The 14,690-nt window shown below is 71.4% G+C and carries 16 protein-coding genes and 1 pseudogene; 5 read left to right on the forward strand and 12 right to left on the reverse strand.

Annotated elements, in window-relative coordinates; genetic code table 11:
• Positions 1-4 precede the first annotated feature (4 nt).
• The 7 genes and pseudogenes from ACLNEE_RS05705 to ACLNEE_RS05735 all read right to left on the reverse strand — a co-directional run bounded on the left by ACLNEE_RS05705 (position 5) and on the right by ACLNEE_RS05735 (position 5,270).
• Positions 5-313, reverse strand: coding sequence for a VIT1/CCC1 transporter family protein (locus ACLNEE_RS05705; RefSeq protein ID WP_411422419.1), 309 nt, complete (start codon positions 311-313; stop codon positions 5-7).
• Positions 246-722, reverse strand: a pseudogene (locus ACLNEE_RS05710) (VIT1/CCC1 transporter family protein); the annotation flags it as partial. The gene ACLNEE_RS05705 and the pseudogene ACLNEE_RS05710, both read right to left, overlap by 68 nt.
• 10 nt (positions 723-732) lie before the next feature.
• Positions 733-1,494, reverse strand: coding sequence for an amino acid ABC transporter ATP-binding protein (locus tag ACLNEE_RS05715; RefSeq protein ID WP_411422358.1), 762 nt, complete (start codon positions 1,492-1,494; stop codon positions 733-735).
• Positions 1,491-2,732, reverse strand: coding sequence for an amino acid ABC transporter permease (locus ACLNEE_RS05720; RefSeq protein WP_411422359.1), 1,242 nt, complete (start codon positions 2,730-2,732; stop codon positions 1,491-1,493). The genes ACLNEE_RS05715 and ACLNEE_RS05720 overlap by 4 nt, the downstream gene beginning before the upstream one ends.
• Positions 2,733-2,735: 3 nt before the next feature.
• Positions 2,736-3,734 carry an ABC transporter permease subunit gene (locus ACLNEE_RS05725; RefSeq protein ID WP_411422360.1) on the reverse strand — a complete coding sequence of 333 codons (999 nt, stop codon included), beginning with the start codon at positions 3,732-3,734 and terminating at the stop codon, positions 2,736-2,738.
• The gene (locus tag ACLNEE_RS05730) at positions 3,734-4,846 is read right to left on the reverse strand and encodes an amino acid ABC transporter substrate-binding protein (RefSeq protein ID WP_411422361.1); all 1,113 of its coding nucleotides are present in this window, start codon (positions 4,844-4,846) and stop codon (positions 3,734-3,736) included. The genes ACLNEE_RS05725 and ACLNEE_RS05730 overlap by 1 nt, the downstream gene beginning before the upstream one ends.
• 85 nt (positions 4,847-4,931) lie before the next feature.
• Positions 4,932-5,270, reverse strand: a complete 339-nt coding sequence (locus tag ACLNEE_RS05735) for an ArsR/SmtB family transcription factor (protein WP_411422362.1) — start codon at positions 5,268-5,270, stop codon at positions 4,932-4,934.
• Positions 5,271-5,413: 143 nt separating this feature from the next.
• On the opposite strand from ACLNEE_RS05735, the gene ACLNEE_RS05740 reads away from it, so the two are divergent.
• Genes ACLNEE_RS05740 through ACLNEE_RS05755 form a run of 4 tightly spaced genes read left to right on the forward strand, consistent with a single transcriptional unit; the run spans position 5,414 to position 8,531 of the window.
• A complete protein-coding gene (locus ACLNEE_RS05740) occupies positions 5,414-6,598 on the forward strand; it encodes a rhodanese-like domain-containing protein (RefSeq protein ID WP_411422363.1) in 1,185 nt (394 codons plus the stop codon).
• Between the two features lie 57 nt (positions 6,599-6,655).
• Complete coding sequence (locus ACLNEE_RS05745) at positions 6,656-7,219, forward strand: rhodanese-like domain-containing protein (protein WP_411422364.1); 564 nt, start codon at positions 6,656-6,658, stop codon at positions 7,217-7,219.
• Complete coding sequence (locus ACLNEE_RS05750) at positions 7,216-8,076, forward strand: sulfite exporter TauE/SafE family protein (protein ID WP_411422365.1); 861 nt, start codon at positions 7,216-7,218, stop codon at positions 8,074-8,076. The genes ACLNEE_RS05745 and ACLNEE_RS05750 overlap by 4 nt, the downstream gene beginning before the upstream one ends.
• Positions 8,076-8,531: a hypothetical protein gene (locus tag ACLNEE_RS05755; protein ID WP_411422366.1), complete on the forward strand. Its 456-nt coding sequence runs from the start codon at positions 8,076-8,078 to the stop codon at positions 8,529-8,531. Before ACLNEE_RS05750 ends, ACLNEE_RS05755 begins: the two co-directional genes overlap by 1 nt.
• 16 nt (positions 8,532-8,547) lie before the next feature.
• Here ACLNEE_RS05755 and ACLNEE_RS05760 read toward each other — a convergent pair whose 3' ends face one another.
• Positions 8,548-9,564, reverse strand: a complete 1,017-nt coding sequence (locus ACLNEE_RS05760; protein WP_411422367.1) for a lytic transglycosylase domain-containing protein — start codon at positions 9,562-9,564, stop codon at positions 8,548-8,550.
• A gap of 18 nt (positions 9,565-9,582) precedes the next feature.
• On the reverse strand, positions 9,583-11,469 hold the full coding sequence (locus ACLNEE_RS05765) for a mechanosensitive ion channel family protein (RefSeq protein ID WP_411422368.1): 1,887 nt from the start codon (positions 11,467-11,469) through the stop codon (positions 9,583-9,585).
• 95 nt (positions 11,470-11,564) lie between these two features.
• Between ACLNEE_RS05765 and def the strand changes: the two genes are divergently transcribed.
• Complete coding sequence (def, locus tag ACLNEE_RS05770; protein WP_411422369.1) at positions 11,565-12,107, forward strand: peptide deformylase; 543 nt, start codon at positions 11,565-11,567, stop codon at positions 12,105-12,107.
• 33 nt (positions 12,108-12,140) lie between these two features.
• Here def and ACLNEE_RS05775 read toward each other — a convergent pair whose 3' ends face one another.
• The 3 genes from ACLNEE_RS05775 to ACLNEE_RS05785 all read right to left on the reverse strand — a co-directional run bounded on the left by ACLNEE_RS05775 (position 12,141) and on the right by ACLNEE_RS05785 (position 14,640).
• Positions 12,141-12,659: a hypothetical protein gene (locus tag ACLNEE_RS05775; RefSeq protein WP_411422370.1), complete on the reverse strand. Its 519-nt coding sequence runs from the start codon at positions 12,657-12,659 to the stop codon at positions 12,141-12,143.
• A 136-nt stretch (positions 12,660-12,795) separates the two neighbouring features.
• The gene (locus ACLNEE_RS05780) at positions 12,796-13,302 is read right to left on the reverse strand and encodes an Hsp20/alpha crystallin family protein (protein WP_412006886.1); all 507 of its coding nucleotides are present in this window, start codon (positions 13,300-13,302) and stop codon (positions 12,796-12,798) included.
• Between the two features lie 651 nt (positions 13,303-13,953).
• Positions 13,954-14,640, reverse strand: coding sequence for a M23 family metallopeptidase (locus ACLNEE_RS05785; protein WP_411422372.1), 687 nt, complete (start codon positions 14,638-14,640; stop codon positions 13,954-13,956).
• Positions 14,641-14,690 lie beyond the last annotated feature (50 nt).

The raw sequence follows: 14,690 nt of genomic DNA on the forward strand, positions 1-14,690 counted from the left end.
CCGCTCAGACCGCCGTGCCGAACAGGCGGCCCACGGCGGCGGTGAGGCCCATGGCCAGGGCGCCCCACACCAGCATCCGCAGGGCGCCCTGACGCCGCGAGGCTCCGCCGGCCCAGGCGGCCAGGGCCCCCAGCCCCGCCAGCACCAGCAGGGCCGTGAGGGTGGTGGCGGCGGCGATCCGCTCCGGCGGGCGCCAGCAGGATCGCCAGGATCGGCACCAGGGAGCCGAGGACGAAGCTGGCGGCTGAGGAGAGGGCCGCCTGCACCGGCCGGGCCCGCAGGGTCTCGCTGAGGCCGAGCTCGTCGCGGGCATGGGCGGCCAGCGGGTCGTGCTGCATCAGCTGGAGGGCCACCCGGGCGGCCAGCTCCCGCTCCAGCCCCCGCTCCACGTAGATGTCGGTGAGCTCGGCCAGCTCCCCGGCCGGGTCGCTATGGAGTTCCATGCGCTCCCGCGCCAGGTCGGCCTGCTCGGTGTCGGCCTGCGACTGCACCGACACGTACTCACCGGCGGCCATGGACAGGGCTCCCGCCACCGTGGCGGCCACCCCCGAGAGCAGCAGCTCGCCGCGAGCGGCGCCGGCGGCGGCGATGCCCACCACCAGGCTGGCCACGGAGATGGTGCCGTCGTTGGCCCCCAGCACCATGGCCCGCATCCACCCCACCCGATCGCTGCGGTGGCGTTCGGTGTGGTGGCGCCGGGCCCGGGGATGCTGTTGCGCCATGCCGCCGCCCTCAGAGGATCTGGTCGAGGAAGCGGCGGGTGCGCTGATGGGCGGGGTTGGCGAAGAACTGCTGCGGTGGCGCCACCTCCACCACCTCGCCCGCGTCCATCAGCACCACCCGGTGGGCCACCTGCTGGGCGAAGCGCACCTCGTGGGTCACCACTACCATGGTCATGCCGTCGGCGGCCAGGCCCTGCATCACCTCCAGCACCTCCCGCACCATCTCCGGATCGAGGGCGCTGGTGGGTTCATCGAAGAGGATCAGCTGCGGGTCCATGCAGAGGGAGCGGGCGATCGCGACCCGTTGCTGCTGGCCGCCGGAGAGCTGGCCCGGAAACTTGTCGGCCTGTTCGGCGATGCCTACCCGCTCCAGCAGCTGCAGGGCCCGCCGCCCGGCCTCCGCCCGGTTGCGCCGCCGCACCAGCACCGGCGCCAGGGTGAGGTTCTCCAGCACGGTGAGGTGGGGGAAGAGGTTGAACTGCTGGAACACCATCCCCACCTCGCGGCGGATGGCGTCGATGTCGCGCAGGTCGGCGGAGAGGGGGCGGCCGTCGATGTGGATGCTGCCCTGCTGGAAGTCCTCCAGGGCGTTGAAGGTGCGGATGAACGTGCTCTTGCCCGATCCCGAGGGCCCCATGATCACCACGACCTCGCCCCGCTCGACGCTGAGGCTGGCCCCCTTGAGGGCCTGGAAGCCGTTGGGATACCACTTGTGCACGGCCTCGGCCCGCAGGATCGGGCCCGGGCTTGCGGGGGAGGAATGGCTGGTCATCGGACGCTGGCGGTGTGACGGGGATCGAGGCGGTGTTCGAGCGCACGGCTGCCCAGGCCCAGGGCGGTGCAGCAGCCCCAGAACAGCACCGCCAGCGTGAGGTACACCTCGCCGTAGTCGCCCAGGAAGGCCGGGTTGGCCATCACGGCGCGGGCGGTGCCGAGCAGCTCCAGCAACCCGATCAGCGAGAGCAGTGTGGTGTCCTGCAGCAGCGAGATGAACTGGCTCACCATCACCGGCAGGGCCACCCGCAGGGCCTGGGGCAGCACCACGTGCTGCAGGGCCTGCAGGGGGCCCAGCCCGAGCGAGCGGGCGGCCTCGAGCTGGCCCCTGGGCACGGCGGCGAGTCCGGAGCGCACCGCCTCCGCCAGGTAGGCGGCGGCGAAGCAGGTGAGCACCCAGGCCGCCCGCCAGACCCGTTCAGGAGCCAGGCCCCCCGGCAGCAGAAAGCCCAGGATGTTCTGGCCGAGGAACAGCAGGGTGATCAGTGGTGCCCCGCGGATGAACTCGATGTAGAGCACCGAGCCCCAGCGCAGCAGGGGCAGATCGCTGCGCCGTCCGAGGGCCAGCATCACCCCCAGCGGGAAGCAGAGCAGGATGGCGAAACTGGCCTGCAGCAGGGTGAGCAGCAGCCCGCCCCACTCGGCGCTGGGCACGGCGGCCAGGCCCAGGCCGCCACTGATCAGCACCATGCCGACCAGATAGAGGCCCGGCCACAGCAGGGCCAGACTGCGCAGGGCCAGCGAGGCCTGGCGTGGGCTCAGGGCCTGTCCCAGCCGTCCGGCCAGCCAGCGCAGACCCAGCAGCAGGGCCGCCAGAGCGGCCCAGCGGCCGCCGATCGCGGCCGAGAGCTCCAGCGCCCAGGGTGTCCAGAGCGCCAGGACGGCGATCAGGGCGCAGGCCCAGCGATCGGGCCCCGGCCAGAGCCTGCCCTGGCGGTCGGGCCGGGGCTGGCTGCGCAGCAGGCCCCAGCTGAGGCCGGCCGCGGCGCAGAGCAGCGCCAGCAGCCCCCACAGCCGCCACTGCTGCTCCAGGGGGTACCGCCCCACGGCGAACAGGGTGCTGTTCAGCCGGATCACGGCCCAGTCGGCTCGGGTGAGGGCCCAGCGCAGCAGAGCGGTGAGTCCGCCGCCGACCACGCCCAGCAGCGCGACGGTGATCAGGGTGTCGGCGGGGCTGGCGAACAGCTCGCGGCGCAGGCGGCCTGGCAGGGTCCGCAGCGGTGAAGGGACGGCCATATCTCAGCGCTCCCGGATCTGCACGAGCCGGTTGAGGCCGTTCATCGCCGCCGAGATCAGCAGATCCAGCACCAGGTAGGCCGCCAGCAGCAGGATCACCATCTCCACCGCCCGGCCCGTCTGGTTGAGGGTGGTCTCGGCCACGGCGTAGAGATCGGGATAGCCCACCGCCACCGCCAGGGAGGAGTTCTTGGCCAGGGAGATGTACTGGGTGTTGAGGCCCGGCACGATCACCCGCAGGGCCTGGGGCAGCACCACGTGACGCACGGTGGCCAGCCAGCCGAGGCCGAGCGAGGAGGCCGCCTCCCACTGTCCAGGGGCCACGGCGGCGATGCCCCCCCGCACCACCTCGGCGATGTAGGCCCCGGAGTACACCACCAGCCCGCAGAGCAGGGCCCCGAACTCCACGCTGAGCCGCAGCGGCGCCTGCCACACCCCGTTCACCAGGGTCGGGCCCGCCCACTGCCAGCCCGGTGCGAAGCCGGCGATGTAGAGGCCGGACTTGGCCAGGGTGACGCCCGGGAGCTGCAGGGCTGCCGCGCCGTTGGGCAGGGCCAGGAACACCACGAAGTACCAGAACACCAGCTGCAGCAGCAGGGGGATGTTGCGCACCACCTCCACGTAGCCCCGCACCAGGCCGCGCAGCAGACCATTGCTGCTGAAGTTGGCCATGCCGGCGGCGGTGCCCAGCAGCGTGGCGCCGACCAGTCCGGCGATCACGACCCGCAGGGTGTTGGCGAGTCCCGCGAGCAGGGCCCGCCAGTAGGGCAGGGCGGCGTTGAACGGAATCGCCGACTCGCCGATGTCGAAGCCGGCGGGCTGGCCCAGCCAGCGCCAGGTGAGCAGAAGTCCCGCCGCGGTGAGGTTGCGGATCAGGTTGCCGAGCAGGAAGGCGATCAGCAGGAGCACCACCAGGGTCACGCCGAGCTGCAGCAGCCAGGGGAGCAGGCGCCGGTGGCGCCACCAGGGAACGGGGCCGGCGGGTCGGGTCGGCAGGCCCATCAGCGGAAGGGCTGGGCGTAGATCAGGCCGCCATCCTTCCAGGAGCGGTTGAGGCCGCGCTCGAGTTTCAACCGGGAGGTGGTGCCCACGTTGCGCTCGAAGATCTCGCCGTAGTTGCCCACCGCCCGGATGGCCCGCACCGTGAAGTCGGCGGGCAGGCCGAGCTGGCGGCCGAAATCCCCCTCCACACCGAAGAAACGGCGCAGATCGGCCAGGTTGGGATTGGCCTTCGCCTCGGCGAGCCTGGCGTCCAGGTTGGCCTGGGTGATGCCCCACTCCTCGGCCTGCATCAGGCTGAACACGATCCAGCGCAGGGCATCGGCCCAGGCGGGATCGGCGTTGATGCTGGCCGGCGCCAGGGGTTCCTTGCTCAGCACGTCGTCGAGCAGGCGGTGGTCGCCGGGGGCGGGGAAGCTGCTGCGCTTGCCGGCCAGCTGGGAACGGTCGCTGGTCACGGCGGCGCAGCGTCCACCCAGGTAGGCGGCGTAGGTCTGGTCGCTGGTCTGGAACTTCAGGGGGGTGTAGGGAACGTTGATCTCGCGCATCCGGTCGGCGAGGTTGAGCTCGGTGGTGGTGCCGCTCTCGACGCAGATCGGCTTGCCGGCCAGGCCCTTCAGGTCGGTGATGCCGCTGCGCACGGGCACCATCATTCCCTGGCCGTCATAGAAGGTGACCGGCGCGAAGCTCAGGCCGTTGCCGCCGGCGGCATCACGGCTCAGGGTGGCCGTGGTGTTCCGGGCCAGCATGTCGACCTCGCCACTGGCCAGGGCCGCGAAGCGCTCGCTGGAGTTGAGGTTGCGGTACTCCACCTTGCCGGGATCGCCGAGCACCACGGCGGCGACCGCCTGGCAGGTGTCCACGTCGAGGCCCGAATAGCGGCCGTCGGGTTCGACGAAACTGAAGCCCGGCAGGGTGCCTTCGACGCCGCAGACCAGCTTGCCCCGCCCGGTGATGCCGGCCAGCTTCTGGCTCTGCACGCCGCCGCCGCCTTCGGGTGCACAGGCGCCCAGGGGCACCAGCAGGGCCAGGGCGGCCAGGCCGGCCGGCAGGTGCCTGGTCGCGGCGGAGCGCCCCGGGCGCAGAGGGGGGTTCCCAGGCAGAGCAGCGGGCATCACACCAAACCTCAGGGGGGCTGGACGTGGCGTGATCCTGTCATGGTCGACCGGCCGGCGCTGTGCTGCTGGTGCCGGGTGCGGATCAGGCGGCCTCGAGCTGGGCGAGCTGGGCTTCCAGCCGCTGCTTCAGGCGGGTCTGCACCAGGTTGCAGAGGTCATCGACCAGATCGCTGTCGGCATGCCAGATCGTGCGCACCCCATCCCGTTCGCAGCGCACCAGGCCGGCGCGCTGCAACTGGCCCAGCTGGCGGCTGATGTGCGACTGGGAGAAGCCGGTGGCCTCGATCAGGGCGGCCACGTCCATCGGTCCCTGCTTCAGCTGGCAGAGCAACTGCAGCCGTGCCGGTTCACTGAGGATCCGGAAGAACTGGCAGTACTCCTCGAGCAGCTGGGGAGAGGGCATGGTGCCCGGGCAGGCCATGGCTGTTCTTTATGACGCTAGAAGCATTGTGCCATGGCGTTCACCGCGCTGCCCAGGGGTGGAGGCGGCGCGGGGACCGGCGGCATGGATTGCGCTGGTCCCCTTTATGCGGCTATCGTCATACCAGTCTGCAGGGATGCCGCATGGCCGTTCCTTCCCCCGGGGGCATCGCCCCCACCGCTCCGGCGCCCACCGCTCCAGCGCCTGCCGTGGTGGGCTCCTCCCTCCTGGCCGCCGCCGCCGGTGGTGCTCCGCTGCTCCTGCGCCAGCTGTTCGATGCCGACACCGGCACCTACACCTATCTGCTCGCCGATGTGGCGAGCCGGCAGGGCGTGATCATCGATCCGGTGTACGAGCAGCACCGGCGCGACCTCTCCCTGGTGCAGGAGCTGGGCCTCGAGCTGGTGGCCTCGCTCGACACCCACGCCCATGCCGATCACGTCACCGGCAGCTGGCTGCTGCACGAGGCCACCGGCTGCGCCATCGGCCTGGCCGCCGCCGCCGGCGCCGAGAACGTGACCCTGCCCCTGGCCCATGGCGATCGGGTGAGCTTCGGCCGGCGCTTCCTGGAGGTGCGCAGCACGCCGGGCCACACCAACGGCTGCGTCACCTACGTGCTCGATGACCACGCCATGGCCTTCACCGGCGATGCCCTGCTGGTGCGGGGCTGCGGCCGCTGTGATTTCCAGCAGGGCAACGCCCACACGCTGTGGAGCTCGATCACCGGCCAGATCCTCACCCTGCCGGACAGCTGCCTGCTCTATCCCGGCCACGACTACACCGGCCGCGGCGTCACCTCCGTGGCGGAGGAGAAGGCCTTCAACGCCCGCCTGGGGGGCAGCGCCACCGAGCGGGACTTCGTGGGGCACATGGAGAACATGAAGCTGCCCCATCCCCACCGCATCGCCGAGGCCCTGCCCGGCAACATGCGCTCGGGCCGGCCGCGGCAGCCGGAGCCCCAGGCCAGCTGGGCGCCGCTGGTGCGCAGCTACGCCGGTCTGCCGGAACTCTCCCCCGCCTGGGTGGAGGCCCACAGCGGCGAGGTGGCCCTGGTGGACGTGCGGGCACCCGAGGAATTCACCGGCCCCGACGGCCGCATCCCCGGCAGCCAGCTCCTGCCCCTGCCGGAGCTGGAGGCCCGGGCCGCCGAGCTGCCCCAGGACCGCCCCCTGGTGCTCGTATGCCATTCGGGCAGCCGTTCGGCCCTGGCCACCCAGCAGCTGCTGAAGGCCGGGCGTCAGCAGGTGGCCAACCTCCGTGGCGGCCTGCGCCGCTGGCGCGACGAGGGCTACCCGGTGGAGACCGGCGCCCCGCCGGCCGGAGCCTGACGCCCCGGCACCCCTTCTTGCTTCCGACCTGATTCCCCCCACCCCAAGCCACCTCCCATGACCACGACCTCCCCCCCCACCAACCTCGGCGCCACCCCCCCCACCGAGCTCGCCCGCATCTCGCCCCAGGAGCTGGCCGACCGGCTGGCCGCCCGGGCGGTGACCGTGATCGATGTGCGTGAGCCGGTGGAATACGCCGGCGGTCACATCGCCGGCAGCATCAACGTGCCGCTGGCCCGCCTCAGCCGCACGGAGCTGCCGGGCGGCCCCCTGGTTCTGGTGTGCCACAGCGGCAACCGCAGCGCCAAGGGGCTGGCCCAGCTGCTGCAGCAGGGCCACCCGGAGCCGGTGGTGGACCTGGAGGGCGGCGTGCCCGCCTGGCAGCAGGCCGGCTACCCCGTGCGTCGGATGGCGGGGGCGCCGCTGCCGCTGATGCGGCAGGTGCAGATTGCCGCCGGTTCCCTGGTGCTGCTGGGGGTGATCCTCAGCCAGACGGTGGCGCCGGGCTGGATCTGGCTGTCCGGCTTTGTCGGGGCCGGCCTGGTCTTCGCGGGGATCAGCGGTTTCTGCGGCATGGCCCGCCTGCTGGCGGCCATGCCCTGGAACCGGGTGACGCTGTGATCGAGGCCACGGCCCTGCTGCTGCTGGCTGGCGGTGGGCTGATCGGCTTCCTGCTGGCGGTGCTGGGGGCGGGAGGTTCGATCCTGCTGCTGCCCCTGCTGGTGAGCGGCGCCGGGCTGCCCACGCGGCAGGCGGTGCCCCTGTCGTTGATCGTGGTGGCCCTGCTGGCCCTGGGGAACGTGGGGCCCTACCTGCGCCGTCGCCAGGTGGCCCTCCGGCCGGCCCTCATCCTCGGCATCCCCGCCCTGGCCGGCAGCTGGATCGGCGGCAGCCTGGTGAAGGCCGGCCTCATCCCCGAAGCCGTCCAGCTGGGGGTGTTCACCGTGGCGGCGCTGGTGGCCTCCTGGCTGCTCACCCGCCCTGGGCGCCACCCTGCCGAGGCCACCCTGCCCCGCGGCCTCGCCGGCGCCCTCCCCCTGGCGGCCCAGGGGGTGGTGGTGGGCCTGCTCACCGGCATCGCCGGCGTAGGCGGGGGGTTCGCGATCGTGCCGGCTCTGGTGCTGATCGCCGGGTTGCCGATGGCCCTGGCCAGCGGCACCAGCCTGGTGCTGATCGCGGTGAACGCCGGGGTGGCCCTGCTGGCCCTCGGCCACTGGCCCAGCAGCGCCGTGCCGCTGCTGCTGCCCCTGCTGGTGGGTGGCGCCGCCGGGGCCTTCCTGGGGCAGTGGCTGGCTCCCCACCTTCCCGATCGACGCCTGCGGCAGGGCTTCTCGGCCCTGCTGATCGGTTCGGCCCTGCTCACCGGAGCGGAGGCCTGGCGCCGCCATGAGCCCGTGGCCCCTGCGGCCGTGCCTGCCGCCCCGATGGCCCGCTCCGGACCCCGGGCCAGTACTCCTGCCCCTTTCGCCCACCCCTGATGGACCAGCGCGTCTTCCAGTTCCGGCTGCGCAGCAGCCATCCCGCCCCCGAGCGCGCCACCAGCGCCCTGGTGGTGGAGTTCCTCACCCCGGCGGGGCTGTGGGAACCCCAGCAGCTCAGCCTCACCATGCCGGGCTTCCGGCTCTACCTGATCTCCCTGCTGCTCTGTCAGCACACGTACCTGGTGGCCAACGCCCGCGAGCGGCGGATCCCCCTGGCCACGGTGGAAGCCGCGTTCACGGTCCGCACCAGCAGCACCTGGATCGTCGAGAGCGTCGAAGGCGACTTCCGCATGCGCCTCGATCCCGCCGCCACGGTCGAGGAGCGCGGGCTGGCCGACGCCGAGGCGATCGCCTGGATGCAGGAGCGCATGGCCCTCTGCCCGATCTCCCGCAATCTCCCCGAGGGGGTGCGCAAGCGGATCGCGCTTCAACCCGCCGAGGCGCCGGCCTGAGCAGGCCCGAGCGGGATCAGTAGCCCGAGGAACCGGGCGGCGGAGCGCTGGCGGGCGACTGCTGCAGGAAGGCCAGCAGCGGCACCCGCTGGGCGTGGTCGTAGCCCACCGGCAACCAGACATCCCCGGCGGCGGTGCCGAAGTGGATCTCCCAGTGGTAGAGGCCGATGTAGGCGCGCGGATCCTCCTCGATCAGGGAGGCGTAGTGGAGCACCGCCCGGCCGTAGTGGTCGCTGTTGTTGTACCCCCAGAGGCCCTTGCGGATGTCCTGGAGTCCGCCGCGGCGGACCAGGTAGCGGGCCGCGGCCTGGATGGCGTCGTGGGGATTGCGGATGTCCCCCTTGCCGATGCCCCGTTCGGCCCAGGTGGTGGGCAGGAACTGCATCGGCCCCTGGGCATTGGCGACCGACACCCCATCGATGCGGCCCATGCCGGTTTCCACCAGGTTCACGGCCGCCAGCACCTCCCAGGGGATGCCCGTGGCCGCCTCGGCCTCCCTGTAGTAGCCGATCAGGGCTTCGGCGGGCTCGGGTTCGATGATCCGCCAGGCCGGCAGGGAGGTGGGCTTGCGGCCGCCTTTGTGCATGGCCAGGAACTCGCGCCGGGCGGCGAGATGGCGGTCGAAGATGCTCTGCCAGCGGGGCTCGAGCTGGGCGCGCACCTGTTGGGCCAGGGCGTTGCGGTGGGAGAGCACGCGGTAGATCACCTGTTGCTGGTGACCCAGGTCGGGCAGCTCAGCCTCGGGGGTCTGCGGGGAGCGGAGGGCGGCCTCCACCTGGCCCAGCAGGGCGGCCAGCTGGCGGGGATCCGAGGGCACCAGGGGGTAGTGGCGGCCGTCGGCGGTGCGGCTCAGGGAGGGATCGGTGGGCAGCAGGCTGGTGAGCTGCGGCTGGGGCTGCTGGGGGACTGCCCGGGGTGCGGCCTCGGGGGCCCAGCTGCTGGCCAGGTAGGGACGCAGCCAGACTCCGAGCCCGAGCAGGGCCAGCGACCCCCCCAGAACGGCTCCAAGGCGGCGTTGCACGGCAAGGGGCATGGCCGTTCTCCCTGGTGATCAGGGTTCCGAGCCTATGGCGGCCGCCCCGATTGCCAGGGCGGACTTCCGCAGCTGGGGGTTGAGGTTCGTCTGGCGCGGAGTGCCCAGGGGGATGCCTGCCCCGCGCAGGTTCTGCAGCAGGCGCAGCCGGAATTCCCGGCTCACGTCCCACTGGCGGCCGGGGGCGGTGTCGATCCAGGTGGTGATGGTCAGGCCGGCGTGGCCGATCGCATCGAGGCCCAGCACGGCGGGTGGCGCCAGGATGCTGTCGGCCCAGGCCGGGTCCTGGTGCAGGTGCTCTCCGGTGGCGCGGGTCACCGCCAGGGCCTCGAGCGGATCGGCGTCACAGTCCACCTCCACGCTCACGTTCACCCGGGACCAGTTGCGGGTGAGGTTGTTGACCTGGGTGATGGCGCTGTTGGGGATGGTGATGAATTCCCCGCCGGGGCTGCGCAGCTGGGTCACGCGCAGGTTGAGACTCTCCACCAGTCCGGTGGCTCCGGCGGTGCTGATCACGTCGCCGACGGCGAACTGATCCTCCGCCAGGATCAGGAAGCCGTTCACCAGGTCGCGGATCAGGTTCTGGGCCCCGAAGCTGATCGCCAGGCCGAGCAGGCCGCCGATGGCCAGGATCGAGCTGCTCGGCACCCCCAGCACCCCCAGTCCGGAGAGCACCCCCACCAGGGCGATCAGCACCACCAGCAGGCCCTTGGTGGCCTCGATGATGGTGGAGAAGCGCAGGCGCAGCCTGCGGCTCTGGTCGGCGGCGCCGCCCTGCACCGGATGGCGCTCCTCCCAGCGGGCCTCGACGCGGTCGAGCAGGCGCGAGCAGAAGCGGATCGCCAGTGTGGTGCAGAACCACACCACCAGCAGCTTCAGCGGCAGGCCGGCGAAGTCGCGGCTGAACATGGCCAGCCCCGGGAACTGGCGCAGCAACAGGTAGACGCCCACGTACCAGAGCAGCAGCAGGGCCCAGAACAGCAGCCACTGCAGCAGGTTCCAGCCGCCCAGCCGCCGTTTGATCGGCAGGCGGTTCAGGGTGGCCTCCAGGAACCGGTGCCGCCCGAGCAACAGGCTGTCCTGGCCGGCACCTTCGTGGCCCTGCTCGGACGGGGACGGGGCCTCCTGATCGGCCTGGTCGCGGATCGCCTGCAGCTTCTGCTGCAGCACCAGCTGGCGTCGGGCGATCCGCCGTTTCAGGAAGAGGATCACGCCTGTGGCCACCACCATCGCCAGCAGGATCCGCAGGAAGCGCCACAGGCTGCGCGTGAGGTTCTCCGGCTGCAGACTGATGTCGTAGTCGCGGATTTCCCGCTCCAGCTCACGGCGCCAGCGCTGGGCCAGCTCCTGCACCGGGACGCCATGGAAGTTGGCATCGGCACTGGTGACCGATGCCAGCACCATCGGACGGGGATGGTCCTCGTCGCGCACCGTGATCACGGTGACGTTGTTGAGCTTGGCCGTCTCCACGCGCATGCTGTCCCCACCCATGCCCCGCTCCAGGGCCGCCAGCTCCACCCGGGCATGGATCTCGCGGGCCCGCTGCTCCACCGGAACGCTTCCCTCCGGCGGCTGGCTGCGGTCGTAGACCGTGGGGGAGGCGATCTTGAACAGTTCGCGCCCGTTGATCGGTGAGGTCACGGCGGACACCTCGATGTCGCCGAACCGGTTCACGCTCTCCGGCACCACCCGGCCATTGGTGCCGGTGAGGTTCTCGCCCAGGCTGATCTGGGCGTGGCCCGGGCTGGACGGCAGCCACACCAGCAACACGGCCAGCACAAGAGCGAGCACTGGACCCAGCAGCTGACGCGGCAGGGCGGCCGGAGCCCCGATCACCGCTCCGGCGGAGCCGCGCGGACCGGCAGGTCGCTGCGCTCTTGGTCGGGTCGGGCGGGTCGGCACCATGCTCCGGACGCTGTTGCAGGGATGGTTACACAGCCAGCCAGGGCCCGGCTTCGCCAGGCTGGAGCCCGTATCGGACCGCGCACTGGAGCTCGGCAATGGCCATTCGTCCCGTTCTGCGCCTCGGGGATCCCCGCCTGCGTCAGGTGGCGACGCCGCTCTCTGGCGAGGCGATCGGTTCCGGGGAGCTCCGCGCCCTGCTCCAGGATCTGCGCGACACCATGGCCGCCCGCGATGGCGCCGGCCTGGCCGCACCCCAGATCGGCGTGCCGCTGCGGGTGGTGATCTTCGGGGTCAGCGCCAATCCCCGCTACCCCGAGGCACCGCCGATTCCTGAGACGGTGCTGATCAATCCCCTGATCTCGCCGCTCGGCCTGGAGCGCGAGAGCGGCTGGGAGGGGTGCCTCAGCGTGCCGGGATTGCGGGGTCGGGTGCCCCGCTGGAGCCGTATCCGCTACGAGGGCCTCGACGCGGAGGGGCGTCCCCTGGCGCGGGAGGTGGCGGGCTTCCATGCCCGGGTGGTGCAGCACGAGTGCGATCACCTCGATGGGGTGCTGTTCCCCGACCGGATCGAGGAGCGCACCACGTTGGGCTTCACCGAGGAGCTGGCGGCAGCGGGGCTTCTCCCGACCGCGGGCTGATCGCTTCGCCCAGCTGGCGCGGGCAGGGCCAGCTCAGGCGGCCTGGGCTGCCTCCGCCGTGGGGTCGCCTTCGAAGAAACGGCGCAGGTTCACGCCGGCCTCGAAGGCGGCGCGGCTGAGATCCGCCTGCTGCTCCGGGCTGAGGCCATCCCAGAAGGCGTGGAACAGATCCAGCGAGGCCTTGCCCATGCCGACCACCCCCACCAGCGTCAGCGGCAGGCTCATCCAGGGGAAGACCAGCAGCACCACCCCCAGGGCGGCGCTCACCACGGCCCCCTGCTTGCTGGATTCCCAGACCGTGGCGCCGATCGTCTGGATCTGGGTGGCACGGTCGATCTCGCCGCGGCGCCGCATCGCTTCGGTGCGCATGGCGCTGAGCAGGGCCTGGTAGATCGCGTAGACGGCGATGCCGCCGAGGGTGGATTCGGTGACGAACTCCCCCCCGCCCAGGGCGCCGCCGCTGCCGTTGAGATCCAGGGAGGCCAGGCCTGCCGCCGGGGCGACTTCCCAGCCGGCGCGTGGAATGCGGAAGGGATCGCGTTCGCGGCCCATGGCTCGGGATCGTGCAGGTGAGACTCATTCTGACCCGGTTGCCGCGGCCTGGGGGCCCTGAGTACAGCGAACCGCCCCCGGCACAGGCCGGGGGCGGCATGGATTCAGGACCGGTGAGGACGGTTCAGCGCCGGGTTCAGCCTTCGACCTTCACGGCCACGGAGGTCACCTTGTGGGCCTTGGGGGCGGTGATGGTGAGCAGCCCGTCGCGGTAGACGGCGTTGAGCTGCTGGGCCTCGATCGGCATCGGGAAGCGGAAGCTGCGGCTCCAGGTGCCGTAGCGGAACTCGCTCAGCAGCGGGCCGGCCCCGGCGCTGGGCTGCTGCTTGGAGGTCTGGGCGCTGCCCGCTTCAGCCTGTCGCTCGGCCGCCGGTGCGGACCGCTGGCTGCGGCGCTCGGCGCTGATCACGAGGGTGCGATCGGTGGCTTTGACGTCGATCGCGTCGCGGTCGACGCCGGGAAGTTCGAGCGTGATCGCATACCCCTCGGGAGTTTCATGGACCTCGGCGGCGGGTACACGCTCGGCTCCCTGCAGCTGCTGGGTGAGTTGTTGCTCGAGGCGATCGAACAGTTCGAAGGGGGAAGATGTACGCAGACTCAGCATGGTTCTGGTGGCGAAGGTGCGGTGGTGGCGGGGTCTCATCGCCCCCGTGGCAACACTGTCGCCGCTGCCGAAAGGTTCCGGGATCGGGTGAACCGAACGCCGCGATTCGGCCCTCACGACTGTGTTCGGCAGACCGCCATCGGTTGGAGGGCGAACCGACCGTGGCTCGAGCTCCCGGCCGGGATCGGCCTCCTGAACCACGCCCCACAACAAAGCCCCACAACAAAGCCCGGGACAGCTGTCCCGGGCTCTTGTCTGCTCAGCCGTGGTGCCTGCCCGGAGGGGCGGGGCGCAGCTGTGCGGTCGGTGGATCGTCAGATCGCTGGTGTATGAGGTTGTGGTGGCGGAGCTGCCGGCGCTGGCACCTGGGGCCAGGTGTCTAGGGGGACGTCCCGTCGGATCCGGGGCACCTGGGAGCGAGGTCGAGGACTGGCTCGTGAACGGTGCGGTGGACGGCGACGGCTGAAGGGGGTGATACAGCCTGCGACACGCCTGGGACGTCAGTGATCCGTTGAGAGTGTTGGAGCAGGGGCCGGATCGTCAGCGCGCTCCTGAAGTCTGCTGCGGGGGGGTGTCTTCCATCCGTGGAGCCTCCGAATCCCGATGCGCACAGCTTCGTCGAGCAGCCCCGGCGGGGCAATGGGTGTTTGTGCCTGTCCTTGGGGCCTGGCCCTGGGGCTGGCCGGATGCTCAGGCGAAGGACACGTAGTCGCGGGGGTTCTGGGGGAGGCCGTTGTGGAAGATCTCGAAGTGGAGATGGGGCCCCGTCACCCCGCCGGTGGCTCCCACCACCCCGAGGGGCTCTCCCTGGCGGATCGTGGCGCCCTGGCGCACATCGATGCGGGCCAGGTGGGCATAGGCGCTGGTGAGTCCATCGCCGTGGCTGATCTCCACGAAGTTGCCGTAGCCCGACACCACCCCGGCGATCACCACCGTGCCGGTGGCGGACGCCACCACCGCCTGGCCGGCATTGCCGCCGATGTCGATGCCCTTGTGCAGCCGCAGTTCCCCGGTCACCGGATGCACCCGGTTGCCGAATTCACTGGTCACCACGCCGCCCACCGGCGCGCGGAAGCCCGTTGGCTTCCCCTGGCCCGCCGGAAAGACCGGTGGTGGTGCCTGCAGCAGTTTGGTGGCGAAGGTGGGCCCCAGCAGCTGGGTCTGCATGGTGTCGAGGTACACCGCCTGGCAGAACAGGATCAGGGCCCGTTCGGTGATCGGTCCGTAGAGCCCATCGAGATCGCCGCCATAGGCGCCGATCTGGCGGAGCTTGCCCTGGATGTCCCGCAGCAGATTGGTTTTCTGTTCCTGCAGGGCATCGAGGCCGATCACCTTGCCGGAGTCGATCAGGTCCTGCAGGGTGTTGATGGCGGGCACGGTGCCGCATTGAACGGGGGCGCTGCTGTTTTAGATCTGGCCTCGGGTTC

This window comes from Aphanothece stagnina RSMan2012, assembly GCF_046764815.1.
Lineage (GTDB): Bacteria > Cyanobacteriota > Cyanobacteriia > PCC-6307 > Cyanobiaceae > NIES-981.

Coding starts and splice junctions, on each gene's coding strand:
- ACLNEE_RS05705 (WP_411422419.1), bottom strand. CDS start 313: ATGCCCGCGACGAGCTCGGCCTCAGCGAGACCCTGCGGGCCCGGCCGG.
- ACLNEE_RS05715 (WP_411422358.1), bottom strand. CDS start 1,494: ATGACCAGCCATTCCTCCCCCGCAAGCCCGGGCCCGATCCTGCGGGCC.
- ACLNEE_RS05720 (WP_411422359.1), bottom strand. CDS start 2,732: ATGGCCGTCCCTTCACCGCTGCGGACCCTGCCAGGCCGCCTGCGCCGC.
- ACLNEE_RS05725 (WP_411422360.1), bottom strand. CDS start 3,734: ATGGGCCTGCCGACCCGACCCGCCGGCCCCGTTCCCTGGTGGCGCCAC.
- ACLNEE_RS05730 (WP_411422361.1), bottom strand. CDS start 4,846: ATGCCCGCTGCTCTGCCTGGGAACCCCCCTCTGCGCCCGGGGCGCTCC.
- ACLNEE_RS05735 (WP_411422362.1), bottom strand. CDS start 5,270: ATGGCCTGCCCGGGCACCATGCCCTCTCCCCAGCTGCTCGAGGAGTAC.
- ACLNEE_RS05740 (WP_411422363.1), top strand. CDS start 5,414: ATGGCCGTTCCTTCCCCCGGGGGCATCGCCCCCACCGCTCCGGCGCCC.
- ACLNEE_RS05745 (WP_411422364.1), top strand. CDS start 6,656: ATGACCACGACCTCCCCCCCCACCAACCTCGGCGCCACCCCCCCCACC.
- ACLNEE_RS05755 (WP_411422366.1), top strand. CDS start 8,076: ATGGACCAGCGCGTCTTCCAGTTCCGGCTGCGCAGCAGCCATCCCGCC.
- ACLNEE_RS05760 (WP_411422367.1), bottom strand. CDS start 9,564: ATGCCCCTTGCCGTGCAACGCCGCCTTGGAGCCGTTCTGGGGGGGTCG.
- ACLNEE_RS05765 (WP_411422368.1), bottom strand. CDS start 11,469: ATGGTGCCGACCCGCCCGACCCGACCAAGAGCGCAGCGACCTGCCGGT.
- def (WP_411422369.1), top strand. CDS start 11,565: ATGGCCATTCGTCCCGTTCTGCGCCTCGGGGATCCCCGCCTGCGTCAG.
- ACLNEE_RS05775 (WP_411422370.1), bottom strand. CDS start 12,659: ATGGGCCGCGAACGCGATCCCTTCCGCATTCCACGCGCCGGCTGGGAA.
- ACLNEE_RS05780 (WP_412006886.1), bottom strand. CDS start 13,302: ATGAGACCCCGCCACCACCGCACCTTCGCCACCAGAACCATGCTGAGT.